Below are 14,736 nucleotides of genomic sequence, written 5' to 3' on the forward strand. Positions count from 1 at the left end.
GGTGATTGATATGCAGGCATATTCGAAAGCATATTTAGATGATGTAGTAGAAAATCAAGGGAAGCTGTTTGATTTATATACACAGAAATTTCCTGATAAAGATACGGAAGACTTTATTGAAAACTACATGAAAAGTAAAACCAGAAAATATATAGACGAATCTCAAGCATACATAAATACAATGAATGCAGGAGAATTGTTAGAGTATTTTTTTGAAACAGAGAAGTACGTGGAAAGACCGGGGAAAGCAATGCAAGGGTTTATGCCTGATTGGATTGGCGAATTTTATGCTTACTATCAATGGTACTATAACATTTCTAGCACAGAAGTCATTGATAAAGTGCCATTGAAATTTCTAGAAAAGGCTTATTATGGGCTTCATGATCTAGAGTTGGAACTTGCAGTAAAAAAGGTAGGAAAGCTTTGATATGGAAATTATATGTTTTCACAATCCAGAGGAAGAAAATGGATATTTAAGCAATTGGTATTTGTCTGAATTTAAAGTAGATGGTGTTAATTATAGATCAATGGAACAATATATGATGTATAAAAAGGCGGTTTGCTTTGGAGATACTGATATTGCAAAAGAAATATTAAAAACAGCGGATGTGGCAGTAATAAAGACATTAGGACGCCAAGTAAAAAATTATAATGATAGTTATTGGAATGGAATCCGTCAGCTTATTGTTTATGAAGGTCTAATAGAAAAATTCGCCCAAAATGAAGAACTGAAGATAAAGCTGAAAGGAACTGAGAATAATATCTTGGCCGAATGTGCTGTAAAAGACAGGATATGGGGAATTGGATTGTCTATGAAAGATCCAAACCGGTTTGATTTAGAAAAATGGAGAGGACAAAATTTGTTGGGATATACGTTAATGGTGGTAAGAGACAGATTATAGACATGCGCTTGGGAACAGCGTAAGTTGGGGGAAATAACAGAATTGAAATCTGCGTCACGAGTTCATAAAGAGGAGTGGACTTCAAAAGGTGTGCCTTTTTATAGATCTAGTGATGTAATGGCTGCAATTAATGGAACCGAAAATGAGAAAGCATTTATTTCAGAAGAACTGTATGAAAAGCTCTCAAATATATCCGGAAAATTAGAACAAGGGGATGTTCTTGTTACTGGCGGCGGATCGGTTGGAAAACCTTATATTGTGCCGGATAACAAGCCACTTTATACAAAGGATGCAGACTTATTATGGATAAAAAATAAGGGAAAGTTTCATCCATATTTTTTATATGAATTTTTCTTTTCGCCAACATTCAGAAACTATTTAGCAAGTATTTCCCATGTAGGAACAATAGCACATTATACGATTACGCAATTGTCAGATACATCGGTTTGCTTGCCGAGTTTTGAAGAACAAAAGAAAGTGGGAGAATATTTTCAATCTCTCGATCACCTCATCACTCTTCACCAGCGGAAGTGCAATTATTCTTTTTACATGCGAAAAACACCATTTTCAAACAATTAATCACAAAGGAGAACATAACTATGCCAGAATTAGAGTCAATGATAGAGAAAAAGTTAATTGATCAATTGGTTTATGGGGAATCTCAGTGGGTTTACCGGGATGATTTGAAAACGGAGTCTGATTTATGGGCAAATTTCAGATATATTCTGGAACAGAATAATAAGGACAGGCTAAATGGGAAAGGGCTGTCTGATTCTGAGTTTGAGCAGGTAAAGAACCAGTTGCAATTTCCCTCATTTTATAAGGCTGGTGAGTGGCTGGTTGGTGAAAATGGGAAAGTTCAGGTTCATGTACAGCGGGATACGGAAAAACTGCATCTTGTAGTGATGAATCACGAACATATAGCTGGTGGAAGTAGTGTGTATGAGGTAATTAATCAGTATAATGCTTTAAAAACGGATGAGGACAGCAGGGCTGCGGAGAGAGACCGGCGGTTTGATGTTACCTTGATGATTAATGGTCTGCCAATGATACATATAGAATTAAAAAATAAGCATCATTCCTATATGGAAGGCTTTCGACAGATAAAAAAATATATTGCAGAAGGAAAATTTACTGGTATTTTTTCGGCGGTGCAGATGTTTGTTGTTAGTAATGGTGCAGACACCAAGTATTTTGCAGCTGCTGGGGAAAATGAACTGAAGGCAGAATTTATGAGCGGCTGGGTAGATAAGGAGAATAATCCGGTGTCTGATTATCTGGCTTTTGCAAAGAGCGTTCTTCGAATTCCAGAAGCACATGAAATGATTGCCAGATATACAGTTCTGGATGAGGTTGCAAAGCAGCTGATTCTCCTTCGCCCATATCAGATTCATGCGATTGAATCTATACGGGATGCCTCAAAAAAAGGAAAGTCTGGGTTCGTATGGCATACAACCGGATCTGGGAAAACGTTGACATCCTATAAGGCAACCAGAAATTTATTGATGGATATCCCTGCAATTGATAAAGCTATATTTCTGATAGACCGGAAGGATCTGGATGCACAGACAACTATGGCATTTCAGGCATATGCAAATAATGATCTGATAGATGTGGATGAAACAAATAATGTGGGGGATCTGAAGAAAAAGCTGAAATCAGGTGACCGCCAGGTTATTGTGACTACAATCCAGAAAATGCAGATTCTGATAGGAAAAAGGCTTCAGGAAGATACTCCGGAGTATACAAAGATTAAAAATTTGAAAATTGCATTTGTTGTAGATGAATGTCATAGAGCCGTTACGCCGAAAATGAAAAGAGAACTGGAACGCTTTTTCAGACGGTCTTTGTGGTATGGATTTACTGGAACGCCAAGATTTTCAGAAAATCCTTATCCACAGATGGGAGATTTGCCTCGAACAACAAAAGATTTATATGGAGAATGTCTTCACCGTTATACTATACAGAATGCAATTCATGATAAATCTGTATTAGGATTCCAGGTAGAGCATAATGGACCAAAGCATATTGCAGATGAAACTGACAGCAAAGCATATGAAAATGAAACTCATATGTTGAAAGTTTTGGATATTATTTTGAACAAATCCTATCACAAACTTGGCTTTCAGAATGGAAAAGGACAGACATATGAGGGCATGCTTACAACAAGTTCGATTCCTATTGCCCAGAAATATTATGAGCTGCTGACCAGAGTAAAAAATGGGGAAACTTCTCTTGTAATTGATGAAAAAATGAAACAGGTGCTTCCAGATTTTCCCAAATTTGCCATTACCTATTCGGTAACAGAAAATGAGGATGGCTCCTGCGTAAACCAGGAAAAAATGCAGAAATCTCTGGATGATTATAATGGTATGTTTGGTACGAAATACGATGTTTCGCAGATACAGGGATATAATGCAAATTTAAATAAAAGGCTTGCCAGAAAAGCGCCAAAGTATAAGAGAAGAAGCGAACAGCTAGATCTGGTGATTGTAGTAGACAGATTGTTGACAGGTTTTGATGCGCCATGTATGTCTACCATATTCATCGATAGACAGCCCATGGGACCACACGATCTGATTCAAGCATTTTCCAGGACTAACCGTATTTTGGATAAAAATAAAACATATGGACAGATTGTGACTTTCCAGGCTCCAAAGCTGTTTAAATCAAGTGTAGATAATGCAATAAAATTATATTCAGCGGGAAGTACGGGAATAGCAATAATGGCAGAGTGGGAAGAAGTGGAACCTGCATTCCGAAAAGCTCTTTTGGCACTTAGGGTTTGTGCAAAAACTCCTTCCGAAATTCCAAATATGTCTTTAAAAGAAAATATTTGCCAAATTGTTTCAGTCCTTTGATAGTCTGTTTGCAGAGTTAAAGTCCTTTACCAAATACGATGATACGATGTTGGAGCAATATGGCATAACGGAAGCAGAATATGAGGATTATGTGGGACATTATAAAAATGTAATGGAAGAAATTCGTCCTGATCCAGGTACGGACGACAAAGTTGATCCGGTTCCAGATCCAGACTATGAATTAATGGCGTATAGCCATACCCAAATTGATTATGAATATATCATCAATTTGATTCAAAATATTGTCACTCCGTCTGAGGGAGAAGAAGCAGTTACTCCAGAGGAACGGCAGAAGAAGATTGCAGAAGTAAGGCAGTATGTAGAAGAATTACGTAAGAATAATGAAAAAGTTGCGGATATTATGTCTACGTTAATAGATGAAATTGAGGTGGATGAGAAAAAGTACAAGGGTCAGTCTATTCTGAATATTGTGGAAAATACGAAACAAGATTGCGTGGAGCGAATCATTACTGATTTTTGCAGAACCTGGCATGCTTCGAAAGAGGATGTTATGTATGCTGCAGTTCATTATAGAAATGGACAAATTCCCAATGAGAGTGTAATCAAGTCAACCGCAGATTATACTAGTTATTATGAAACACAGGAAAGACCTTTGCCTAAATATACTTATTATAAGCGGTTGATAGAAGAGTTGAAAAAAACGTTGGAGGAAGAAGTCAAGCCACTGCTAATGACAGCATAAAGATTTACGACTATTTTTATTGTTTATGTCAGCGTAAGTGATTTGGGAAAATGGAGGAAACTTATGCAAAATGATATGAGCAATTCAGCGCTATTTTGTGATTATTATGCACAGTGGGTAGAAATATACAAACGTGGGGCAATTCGGGAAGCAACAATGGCGAAGTACCTGATGACACAAAAATGGGTGGAAAAACTGGTACCTGCATTGAGAGTTTCGGAACTAACAAGAACGGCATATCAGAAGCTGTTGAATGATTACGCGAAAGAACATGAAAGACAGACAACTTTAGATTTCCATCATCAGCTAAAAGGTGCAATTTTGGACGCAGTAGATGAGGGCTTGATTGAAAGGGATCCAACCAGAAAGGCAATTATCAAGGGAAAAACACCACGTGCTAAAAAAATCAAATATCTGAATCAGTTTGAACTTCACACTTTAATTGCTGATTTAGATATAAAGGAAAAGGCAAACTGGGATTGGTTTATTCTTTTAGTTGCAAAGACCGGAATGCGTTTTTCGGAAGCTCTTGCTATTACACCGTCAGATTTTGACTTTTCCAGACAAACCTTGTCAATTAGTAAAACATGGGATTACAAAGGAGAAGGAGGATTTCTGCCAACGAAAAACAAATCTTCTGTACGAAAAATTCAAATAGACTGGCAGATCGTTGTTAAATTTTCCGAGCTGACGAAGGGGCTTCCAGAAGATAAACCTATTTTTGTGGGAGATGCTAAGATTTATAACTCCACAGTAAATGACGTACTTACAAGACATTGTAAAAAATGTGGTATTTCAGTAATCTCGATTCACGGCTTGCGGCATACACATGCGTCATTATTATTGTTTGCTGGTGTATCAATTGCAAGCGTAGCGCGCAGATTAGGGCATGCGAGTATGACGACGACACAGAAGACATATCTTCATATTATTCAGGAACTTGAAAATAAGGATGTGGATCTGGTAATGAGAACTTTGTCTGGTTTATAGAGTCTGTAGAAGCATAATGTAAATTTATAACAAAAATACTTACGCTGATTATAAAAAAACAATTGCAATCCTAACCAATATTATATACAATAGTCTGAGCGCTCTAGAGCGTGTTTGAAAAATCATTCCTGCAATCTGCACGCCCCACTTTGCGGTATATTTTGCCCTCTTTCAGTCGGCGTAGCCCGCTACGCCTCATTCAATCGGACAAAATCTCCCACAAATTGTGACGCACATCTTGCAGAAAGCCTTTTTCAAACACGCTCTAGCGTGTGTAAAAAAGACATTAAGCCGCACCCTGCGGGGCAGACGGCGAGCAATTGAATATAAGGGCAAAGCAGCCGAAAGGCTGTGACGCAAAACTATAGGGCCTGTAAAATGGCAGCCAGCTGCAGAATGAACGAAATAGGGATAAGTGCGTACTATGGTGAATACTGCAGTACGCGCTTTTTATATAATAGGAAATTTCATTGGAATGCTCTGTTACATAAAAAGCCCTGCCGGGCAGGATTCCTTTTTATAGATTATCCATAAATATGTTGTAATAGAAAGTACGGTGCAAATTTAGAATGAATAACCAGCTATACAAAGAGGAACTTCTGTATTCAGTGGTGGAGCCCCAGCTATGTGAGGAGACATACGGGGCAATCCAGACGGCAATCCAGAACAATCATGCGGTAGGATTTATCGCAGGATATTATGATGAACAGATGACAATTGCATATATAAGCCAGTATTTCCTGCACAACCTGGGATACAGCTATGAGGAATTCATGCAGGTAACCTCTGGTTCGTTGAAAAATGTGGTTTACGGGGAAAATAGCTCCTTCGTAGAGTGCGGCCGATTCCAGAAAATCCAGGGGCATGGGGAAATGCAGATTATGTCCCGGGATGGAATACCGCTGGATATAACCTGTTATAAGACGGACACGGTAGATGCAAAGGGAGTTCCCATGTGGGTGCTTTCCGCACATATGGATCACATGCAGGAGAACCTGAAGCTGGTGAACCAGGTAATCCGTTCCGGATTCTGGTCAGTGGAGTGTGATGGAGATGGGAAATATAAGTCCGTTTTTTTCAGCCATGAATTTCGTGCCATGCTGGGATACCATGACACATTGGATTTTCCAAACCAGCTGGATATTTGGAAAGCTTCCATTCATCCAGATGATCGGGCTGGGGTAGAGGAAGCATTTTTCGGTGCTATCGCGGATAAGACCAATCAGAGAAAATATGATGTAAAATACCGCATGCGCCTGGCTGACGGCAGCTATGAATGGTTTTAGGACAGCGCCGAGATCACCAGACGTCCAGATGGAGCGGCCTACCGTATGGCTGGTATTTTCGTGAATGTAGATAAAGAAGAGAAACTTTTGCGATACACACAGCAGGTGGATGCACAGCGCCAGGAGCTGAGCGCGAAAAATAAGATTATGGATCTGCTGATTCAGGGAACGGTAAAACTGGTAGACCGTTATGCGGCATGTGATTTTGAAGAAGATATTTATCATTTTTACAGTCAGAGTCTGGAAGATTCTGTTTATGCACCAACTGGGGCATATCACGATTTTGTGATAGTAATGGCGTCAAGATTTAAGACCGTTTCCACAGATCTTACGCTGGAACAGGCCTTTTCCCCGGAAAATATACGGGAGAACCTGAAAAAAACAGATGATATTTACCGTTTTGAATATTGCTCCAAAGATGAAAAACAGTTTAAATCCGTTGCAATCACGCCTTTGTCCTGGTCTGAAAAGGAAAAGGGAAAAGTACGTGCTGTGTTGCTTATGTCACAGGATATCACGGAAGAAAAAATGGTGGAGATCCAGTCCAGGAAGGCACTTCGCGAGGCTTACGAGGCAGCAGAGCGGGCCAGCAAGGCCAAAACGGAATTTTTGTCCAATATGTCCCATGATATCCGTACGCCTATGAATGCCATTGTGGGAATGACAGCGATCGCAGGAGCGAATATTGAGAATCAGGATCGTGTGGTAGATTGTCTGGGAAAAATCACCCAGTCCAGCCGCCATCTTCTCAGCCTAATCAATGAAGTGCTGGATATGTCACGTATTGAAAGTGGAAAGATCGCGCTGGTGGAAGAGGAGTTCAATCTGTCTGATCTTTGTGATAATCTGGTTTCCCTGACGAAAGCGCAGACAGACCTGCACCATCATGAATTCAATATCCGGATCAACCGGATCGAGCACGAAGATGTATGCGGTGACAGCATGCGTATCCAGCAGCTGGTCACCAATATTTTGTCAAATGCAGTGAAATATACACCAGATGGCGGACGAATTGAATTTACCATCCGGGAGCTCCCCACCAATTCAACCGGTCTTGGCTGCTATGAATTCGTGGTGCAGGACAATGGTATTGGAATGACGGAAGAATTCCAGAAGGTGATGTTTGAGCCATTTACCCGCGCAGATGATAAAAGAACTTCCAAAATCCAGGGAACCGGTCTTGGTATGGCGATTGCCAGAAATTTTGCCAGGATGATGAATGGCGATATTAAGGTGGAAAGTGCTCCTGGTAAAGGAAGTAAATTTACCATCACCATTTTCCTGAAGCAGCAGAATAAAGAAATCAAAGCAATTGATGAGCTGATCAATCTGCCAGTGCTTGTGGTAGATGATGACAGGGACTGTTGTGAAAACACAGTGGCACTTTTAAATGAGATCGGTATTGATGGGGAATGGGTAACTTCCGGTGCGGAGGCAGTGGCACGGACAACAGAGCGATATGAGAGGGATGACAATTATTTTGCCATTATCATTGACTGGAAAATGCCGGGGATGGACGGAATCGAGACAACCAGGCAGATCCGTAAAAAAGTAGGAAATGATGTGACGATCATTATTTTGTCTGCTTATGATTATGCGGAGATTGAGCAGGAGGCCAGGGAAGCCGGCGTGGACGAGTTTATTGCCAAGCCGTTGTTCCGTTCACGCCTGACAGCAACGCTTAAGAATATTATCCAGGGAAAACCAAGCGCTGCAGCCAGACATTACCTGGAGGATATTTCCAATTGTGATTATACGGGCAAGAGAGTCCTGCTGGTGGAGGACAACGACCTGAACAGGGAAATTGCCCAGGAAATTATCGGAATGACAGGCGCTATTATTGAGACAGCGGAGAATGGGAAAGATGCTGTTGGAATGATGACAGCAGCTAATGAGGGATACTATGACCTTGTGTTTATGGATATTCAGATGCCGGTTATGAATGGGTATGAGGCGACTGTTGCGATCCGTTCTCTTCACAGGCCGGATGGGAAAGAAATCCCTATCGTAGCCATGACGGCGAATGCATTTGCAGAAGATATCCTGCTGGCGAAGAATGCGGGAATGAATGAGCATATTGCCAAGCCGCTGGATATGACAAGGCTGCGGGATGTGATGAGACGGTGGCTGCAGTAGAGTGTGTTTGAAAAATTCTAAATAGTATTGTTTATTTTGTATCGGCCATTTCATTGCCGGTTGGTGTGTCACCATTCTCCGACATGGTCAGATATTCATACCCTGGATGGAAATCATAGTTTTCCGTCTGCTTGTAATATTGCATGAAAATACGCTCCATAATATTGGGGATTTCCGTTTCCATAGGCTCGAACAGGATGATCAGATATTGCATGGCGCTGTATCTGGTACAGATATCTACCCTTCGGATGGTTTTGCGGATCGCTTGTTCCATCTGGGAAAGGGCCTGTTCGATTTCTTCAATATGAGGAAGGGTATCCACCGTGGTTTCCATGGTGACCATGACCAGATAACAATGACAGTTGCTGCGGACAATGAGCTGCCGCATATATTCATATTGTCTGGAGAAATCCCGGTAGCTGAGGTCAAGGGCGCCGGAGTAGTTACCACTTTCCCGAAGTGTATTCGCAACCTGTCGCAGATCTTTGCCAATGCCAGGTGCATCTGGCTTCTGGTAGCTGATCTGCTGGTAGAAGGAAAACTGGTTTTTCCCATTTTGTTTCACGTAGTAGAGAGCTTTATCTGCTTTGGAATAGCAGTCTGCAAATGTATCACTGATTGTACACATGTATAGTCCGGCAGATAATGCAGCATATCGGATCTCAGGATCTGCTTCTGCAATGGAGTGGAATTGCTTAAATAATCCAGTCATTATTTCGGATACAGACGCAGCAGTTACATCGGGCAGGAACAGAAGGAATTCATCACCTCCAAGACGACAGGCGATTCCGTCTGTAGCGTAACGGGAAAGCAGATTGCCCAGATTTTTCAATGCACGGTCACCAGCTTTGTGTCCGTGGATGTCATTGATCTTTTTCAGGTTATCCATATCCAGGAAAATAAGGCAGCCATTGTGCTTCTGCATTAGTTCTGCAATCAGCCGTTCACCCAGACTACGCATGGGAAGACCGGTAAGGAAATCGTAGCTTTTGGTATCCTCCTGGCTCTTGATGGTGGTAACCACATCAGATATAAACTTATTAATGGTGTGTTCCAGTTCTGGCTGTGACAGGGTGACTGTCTCGGCAGAAGATGCGTTTGCGGAGGAATCAATCTGGGAAAGACGGTTTTCATTCAGCAGTTTAAGGAAAACATCTGCAATTTCCGGGTCAAACTGTGTTCCACGGTTCTTACTGATTTCTTCCCGGATCATTTCTATCGGGAGGGCATTTCGGTAAATCCTGCGGGAATTCATGGCATCATAGCTGTCTGCAACTGCTACGATGCGTGCGTGAAGGGGAATATCAGTTCCAGTCAGTCCATCCGGATAGCCTTTACCATCAAAACGTTCATGATGGTTCCGGGCAATTTCAATCACATGAGGAATCAGAGTAACATCTTTCAGGATCTCTGCACCAATAACCGTATGTCTCTTTATAAGATTATATTCTTCATCGGTCAGCCGGGAAGGCTTGTTCAGAATCTGGTCAGGAATACCAATTTTACCGATATCATGGAGATAAGTGGCGTGCCGGATATGCTCCACATCTTCAGGAGCCCAGCCTAGCTCTTTGGCAATCAATGCGGAGTACTCTGCTACACGGTGGGAATGACCGCGGGTGTATTCGTCTTTTGCCTCAATGGTTGTAGCAAGCGTCTGCATCATCTGCAGGGACATTTTTTCGGTCTGCTTCTGCTTTTCCAGAAGTTCCTGCTTCTGGCGTTGCAGTTCCATGTCCTGGACATGGCTGGAGGTGCGGATAATATTTACAAAAAACAGAATGAGCATGCCGATACCGATAAAAATACCAGATAGTACTGGGACAAAATATGCGGAAATCATTTCCACTGCAACACAAAGCAAGGCAAGCAGCAGGCCAAGAAGCAGAAGATGGTCAGTGCGGCTCTGGCTTGTACGGATGTAAAGGCAGAGATGAATAAAAATAGTTAAAAATGTCACAGTAAGTATAATATGTGCAACCGGAAGCGTCTCAATATAATCTGCGATGCCCAGGGCAGTGAGACTGGTGCAGACGACAAAGTTGAGAACTGCAATTCCACCTATATACCTGTAAAGGCGGCGGTGAAGCCCCTGCTGGACACTGTCCGCATAGAGAAGCAGGGGAATGGGGCACAGCATGATCATGACGAAGCATAAGGAACCAAGAGAAGACGCATTTGGAACCAGCAGCTGGCGAATCTTAGATTCCCCAAGCATCCAGATAGCGCCCATGACCATGCACCAGCCCAGGTATTCCATATCAAAGCGCGTGTGGTAAATGGCGCCAAGCGCAAAGCTGAATGAAATAGTGATCAGCCCGGCAAACAGGATGAAGAAAGCGATATATGTAGGAAGACCGAATTGATTGAAAATGGCCTGCCAGATATCTGCTTTGTTGCCACAGTAAACGGAGTTGACGATACCGGAATAATTAGTAGTGTAGGTAGTCAGCTCGATCCGGAGCTCTTTGCCTGCATCTTCGGAAGAAACCGGACAGAATACATAGCGGCTGGCAGAATTTTTCCCAACCAGGCGGGTATCATGGGTATTGTAACGCTCCCGCAATTCGCCGCCCACATAGAAATCTACATCCTGCAGGGAGGAGCGGATGGCGAAAGAGGTTTCGTTAAAATCCAGAGGAAGTATGGTGGTGATCACCATGGTCTGACCAGCTGGAAGATTATAATCACCGGGAACCGTGATTTCTTCGCTGGTTCCATCTGCTTTTTGCCAGGTGAAGGTGCCGGAGTAGAGAACGGAACCGGAATTGGTATCAGGTGTTCGTTCGTCAGTTCCGAAAATCTGCATATAAAGAAACCACCCAAGAATGGCAAGCATCAAAATATAGAAAAAATAACGAGAGCCCTGACAGACGGGGGCTTTTTTTTCTTTCAAGGTAATTCTCCTTTCTGAAGTAAAAGTGTATAGCCAGGTTTAAGTTTTTTTTCTGTAGCATAATTATACTACAAAAGTATGAAAAAGTCTTGTAAAAATCGGGCACAATTTAGAGTGCAGCCAATAAAAGAAAAACAGGCGCTGGATAATGAAGGCAAAATAGCTGGACATTTACAGGATTTTTATTATAATGAAAAAAAGAGAATCACCGACCGGAAAAACAAAATCAGTGTCTGCAAGAAACACGGAGAAGGAGATGATTTCTATGGAAAGTCTGGAACAGATCAATGAGAAAGAGATTTTGAAAAATGCAAGGATAGGTCTCTGGCGGGTTGAATTTGAGGGTAAACGGATTGTACGGTTCTATGGAAATGCTGTAATGGATGAGCTTCTGGGAATACAGAAGCCAGTGACTGCCGAAGAACGACTTGCCTTTTTCTTTGAACATATTCATCCAGATGATAAGGCGCTATTTCAGGAATATGTGAATAAACTGACAGAAGTGTGTACAGAGATCGTTTATCGTTACATACATCCCGCTTCTGGTGAAATGATGGTCCGCTGCGGCGGTTCCCGTGATATGTCAGTGAAGAATTATATCAGTGTAACAGGAATCCATCAGGATATTTCAGGTATGCTGCGGCTGGAGAAGAGCAGGGTAACGGAGCGATGGCTTACAGAGCAGAATATAACACTTCGTAAAGAGCAGGTTATGCAGGAGGATTATTACCGGGATCTGCTGGATGTGCAGAATTGTGGTCTGTTGGCGTACACACTGCCGGGACACCGGGTGATTCATATGAATAAGGAAGCTTTGCGTATGTATGGGGTTAAGGATATAGAGGAAGCACAGCACAGTCTGGGAATCATCCTTTCCAAGGTACATTATCCGGAGCCGGAGGTACGTGAGAAATTAAGGCGGCTTCGCAGCGAAGATGTGGTAGTGGATTATGAATGTATTATCAATCAGGGCCAGAAAAACGAGTGCCACGCAATGGCAAAGACCAAGGCTATTTATATGCCCAATGGAGAAAGAGCGGCAGTAACTACATTTATTGATGTTTCCGATATGATGATGCTTAAGAGGGCTTTGCAGCAGGCGAAAGAAGGAAGTGAAGCGAAGTCAGCATTTCTTTTTGCCATGTCCCATGACCTTCGCACCCCTATGAATGCCATTATTGGTTATGCAGAACTTCTTGAGGCCCATTGGGGGGAGAAGGAAATAACCTGGGATTATCTGCAGAAGCTGAAGGTGGCTAGTCAGTTCCTGCTGACGTTGATCGGAAATGTGCTGGAAGTATCCAGAATCGAGAATGGCAAGGAGACCATGCATGAAACGGTGTGGAATCCCCGCAAATTAAGTGAGACGATGGATATCCTTCTGAGAAATGAGATTGAAAGGAAAAATCTGGATATCACACGTCACATTCAGCTTTCTCATACCAGTGTAATGTGTGATGTGGCGAAAATACGTGAAATTCTTATGAACCTGATGAGTAACGCGGTGAAATATACTCCGGCGGGTGGAAAAATCCATCTCACGATCGATGAGCTTCCGGCGCAGACATCAGAACAGATAATATTGCGGCTCAGGGTGGAAGATAATGGAATGGGCATAGCAAAGGATTACCTTCCTCATTTGTTTGAGGCGTTCAGCCGTGAAAAGGATTCCGCACAGAGTGGTATTATGGGCACCGGACTGGGACTTCGCATCGTGAAATCCTTTGTAGACTTGATGCATGGAACCATTGAAGTGGAAAGTACACAAGGAGAAGGAAGCTGCTTTACCGTGGAGATTCCATTGCGGCTTGCTTCAGAAGCAGAATGCAGACAGGCTGCTGCTTCAGTGGCGAAACAGGTTTCCCTAGCAGGGAAAAGAATTCTGCTGGTAGAGGATAATGCGCTGAATGCGGAAATTACAACTACGATTCTGAAAGATACCGAGATTTATGTGGAACTGGCGGAGAATGGAGCTGAGGCAGTTTGTCGGCTTCAGGAGGCTCCGATAGGATACTATGACCTGATTCTTATGGATATCCAGATGCCAGTCATGAATGGATATCAGGCGGCAAGGACAATTCGTGAGTTACCGGATGCCCGGGCAAAAATACCGATTGTTGCAATGACCGCTAATGCTTTCGAGGAAGACCGCCAGGCCGCTTTTGATGCAGGGATGAATGCCTACGCCGCGAAGCCGATTGAAGTGGCGAAGCTGCTGAATGTGCTCGCGCAGACATTGGATGTGGAATAACTTCGGGAGAAAATAAACATGAAAAATCCATTACACTATCAGATATCAGAATACGATTGCGGACCTACCTCCATGTTAAATGCGATCATCTATTTATTTGAGCGGGACGAGATTCCGCCGGAGGTGATCCGGAACACCATGCTCTACTGCCTGGATTGTTACAGCAAGGAGGGCATTCCGGGAAAAAGGGGAACCTCCAGGGCAGCGATGATGTTTCTAAGTAACTGGCTGAATGAATATGGAAGCCTGGAAACAATGAGTGTGAGCAGTGAATATCTGTCTGGTGCGGATGTATACATAGGCGCAGGAAGCAGAATCAACCAGGCATTGAGCCATGGCGGTGTTGCTGTGGTCAGGCTGTTTCTTGATGAGCCTCATTATGTGCTTCTTACCGGTGTCAGGGATGGAAGTATTCTGCTGTTTGACCCCTATTACTGGGATGAACCTTATGAAGAAAAGGATATCCGTATTGATCTGGAGCATCCAAGAGAATACAACAGGGAAGTTCCTTTTCATTATTTTAACCGGGAGGAGGATGCCCTGTATGCCTTAGGCAAGACAGACGCCCGGGAAGCGGTGCTGGTCTATAACGAGAAGACCAGAATTCCGGTGGAAGAGGTTATCGAATACTTTATTTAATATAAATACCTTATCTGGTACAAATACTTTCTGTTATCTGACTTAAAGCATATTTGAAAGTCGGATAGCAGG

Annotated in this window: 11 protein-coding genes, 2 pseudogenes and 1 riboswitch; of the genes and pseudogenes, 11 read left to right on the forward strand and 2 right to left on the reverse strand. The window is 42.5% G+C overall.

Going from position 1 to position 14,736, the window contains the following annotated elements:
- Positions 1 to 10: 10 nt before the first annotated feature.
- The 6 genes and pseudogenes from ACTQWB_RS11300 to ACTQWB_RS11325 all read left to right on the forward strand — a co-directional run bounded on the left by ACTQWB_RS11300 (position 11) and on the right by ACTQWB_RS11325 (position 5,456).
- Positions 11 to 427, forward strand: a complete 417-nt coding sequence (locus tag ACTQWB_RS11300; RefSeq protein WP_441501756.1) for a hypothetical protein — start codon at positions 11 to 13, stop codon at positions 425 to 427.
- Position 428: 1 nt separating this feature from the next.
- Complete coding sequence (locus ACTQWB_RS11305; RefSeq protein WP_441501757.1) at positions 429 to 902, forward strand: NADAR family protein; 474 nt, start codon at positions 429 to 431, stop codon at positions 900 to 902.
- A gap of 21 nt (positions 903 to 923) precedes the next feature.
- A pseudogene (locus ACTQWB_RS11310) lies at positions 924 to 1,481 on the forward strand (restriction endonuclease subunit S); the annotation flags it as partial.
- A gap of 20 nt (positions 1,482 to 1,501) precedes the next feature.
- Positions 1,502 to 3,763, forward strand: a complete 2,262-nt coding sequence (locus ACTQWB_RS11315) for a type I restriction endonuclease subunit R (RefSeq protein WP_441501758.1) — start codon at positions 1,502 to 1,504, stop codon at positions 3,761 to 3,763.
- A complete protein-coding gene (locus ACTQWB_RS11320; RefSeq protein ID WP_441501759.1) occupies positions 3,747 to 4,466 on the forward strand; it encodes a type I restriction endonuclease subunit R, EcoR124 family in 720 nt (239 codons plus the stop codon). The genes ACTQWB_RS11315 and ACTQWB_RS11320 overlap by 17 nt, the downstream gene beginning before the upstream one ends.
- Positions 4,467 to 4,529: 63 nt before the next feature.
- On the forward strand, positions 4,530 to 5,456 hold the full coding sequence (locus ACTQWB_RS11325; protein ID WP_441501760.1) for a site-specific integrase: 927 nt from the start codon (positions 4,530 to 4,532) through the stop codon (positions 5,454 to 5,456).
- Positions 5,457 to 5,504: 48 nt separating this feature from the next.
- Here ACTQWB_RS11325 and ACTQWB_RS11330 read toward each other — a convergent pair.
- A pseudogene (locus ACTQWB_RS11330) lies at positions 5,505 to 5,624 on the reverse strand (DUF6783 domain-containing protein); the annotation flags it as partial.
- On the opposite strand from ACTQWB_RS11330, the gene ACTQWB_RS11335 reads away from it, so the two are divergent.
- The 3 genes from ACTQWB_RS11335 to ACTQWB_RS11345 all read left to right on the forward strand — a co-directional run bounded on the left by ACTQWB_RS11335 (position 5,571) and on the right by ACTQWB_RS11345 (position 8,878).
- Positions 5,571 to 5,780, forward strand: coding sequence for a DUF6783 domain-containing protein (locus tag ACTQWB_RS11335; protein WP_441501761.1), 210 nt, complete (start codon positions 5,571 to 5,573; stop codon positions 5,778 to 5,780). The pseudogene ACTQWB_RS11330 and the gene ACTQWB_RS11335 overlap by 54 nt on opposite strands.
- Positions 5,778 to 5,853, forward strand: a riboswitch (cyclic di-GMP riboswitch). Its footprint overlaps the gene before it by 3 nt.
- 172 nt (positions 5,854 to 6,025) lie before the next feature.
- Complete coding sequence (locus ACTQWB_RS11340) at positions 6,026 to 6,742, forward strand: PAS domain-containing protein (RefSeq protein WP_441501762.1); 717 nt, start codon at positions 6,026 to 6,028, stop codon at positions 6,740 to 6,742.
- 45 nt (positions 6,743 to 6,787) lie between these two features.
- Positions 6,788 to 8,878 (forward strand): ATP-binding response regulator, encoded by a 2,091-nt coding sequence (locus ACTQWB_RS11345; RefSeq protein WP_441501763.1) that lies wholly within the window; start codon positions 6,788 to 6,790, stop codon positions 8,876 to 8,878.
- A gap of 31 nt (positions 8,879 to 8,909) precedes the next feature.
- On the opposite strand, the gene ACTQWB_RS11350 is transcribed toward ACTQWB_RS11345, so the two are convergent.
- Positions 8,910 to 11,774 (reverse strand): bifunctional diguanylate cyclase/phosphohydrolase, encoded by a 2,865-nt coding sequence (locus ACTQWB_RS11350; protein ID WP_441501764.1) that lies wholly within the window; start codon positions 11,772 to 11,774, stop codon positions 8,910 to 8,912.
- A gap of 265 nt (positions 11,775 to 12,039) precedes the next feature.
- On the opposite strand from ACTQWB_RS11350, the gene ACTQWB_RS11355 reads away from it, so the two are divergent.
- Entirely contained in the window at positions 12,040 to 14,025 is a 1,986-nt protein-coding gene (locus tag ACTQWB_RS11355) for an ATP-binding protein (RefSeq protein WP_441501765.1), read from the forward strand.
- A gap of 18 nt (positions 14,026 to 14,043) precedes the next feature.
- Positions 14,044 to 14,664 carry a peptidase C39 gene (locus tag ACTQWB_RS11360; RefSeq protein WP_441501766.1) on the forward strand — a complete coding sequence of 207 codons (621 nt, stop codon included), beginning with the start codon at positions 14,044 to 14,046 and terminating at the stop codon, positions 14,662 to 14,664.
- The last annotated feature ends 72 nt before the right edge of the window (positions 14,665 to 14,736 follow it).

Source organism: Blautia sp. HCP3S3_H10_2, from assembly GCF_052122375.1.
Classification (GTDB): domain Bacteria; phylum Bacillota; class Clostridia; order Lachnospirales; family Lachnospiraceae; genus Blautia_A.

Bases quoted from the DNA above. Each gene is read 5' to 3' on its own strand.
- ACTQWB_RS11305 (WP_441501757.1), top strand. From the start codon at position 429: ATGGAAATTATATGTTTTCACAATCCAGAGGAAGAAAATGGATATTTA.
- ACTQWB_RS11360 (WP_441501766.1), top strand. From the start codon at position 14,044: ATGAAAAATCCATTACACTATCAGATATCAGAATACGATTGCGGACCT.
- ACTQWB_RS11340 (WP_441501762.1), top strand. From the start codon at position 6,026: ATGAATAACCAGCTATACAAAGAGGAACTTCTGTATTCAGTGGTGGAG.
- ACTQWB_RS11345 (WP_441501763.1), top strand. From the start codon at position 6,788: ATGGCTGGTATTTTCGTGAATGTAGATAAAGAAGAGAAACTTTTGCGA.
- ACTQWB_RS11300 (WP_441501756.1), top strand. From the start codon at position 11: ATGCAGGCATATTCGAAAGCATATTTAGATGATGTAGTAGAAAATCAA.
- ACTQWB_RS11325 (WP_441501760.1), top strand. From the start codon at position 4,530: ATGCAAAATGATATGAGCAATTCAGCGCTATTTTGTGATTATTATGCA.
- ACTQWB_RS11315 (WP_441501758.1), top strand. From the start codon at position 1,502: ATGCCAGAATTAGAGTCAATGATAGAGAAAAAGTTAATTGATCAATTG.
- ACTQWB_RS11355 (WP_441501765.1), top strand. From the start codon at position 12,040: ATGGAAAGTCTGGAACAGATCAATGAGAAAGAGATTTTGAAAAATGCA.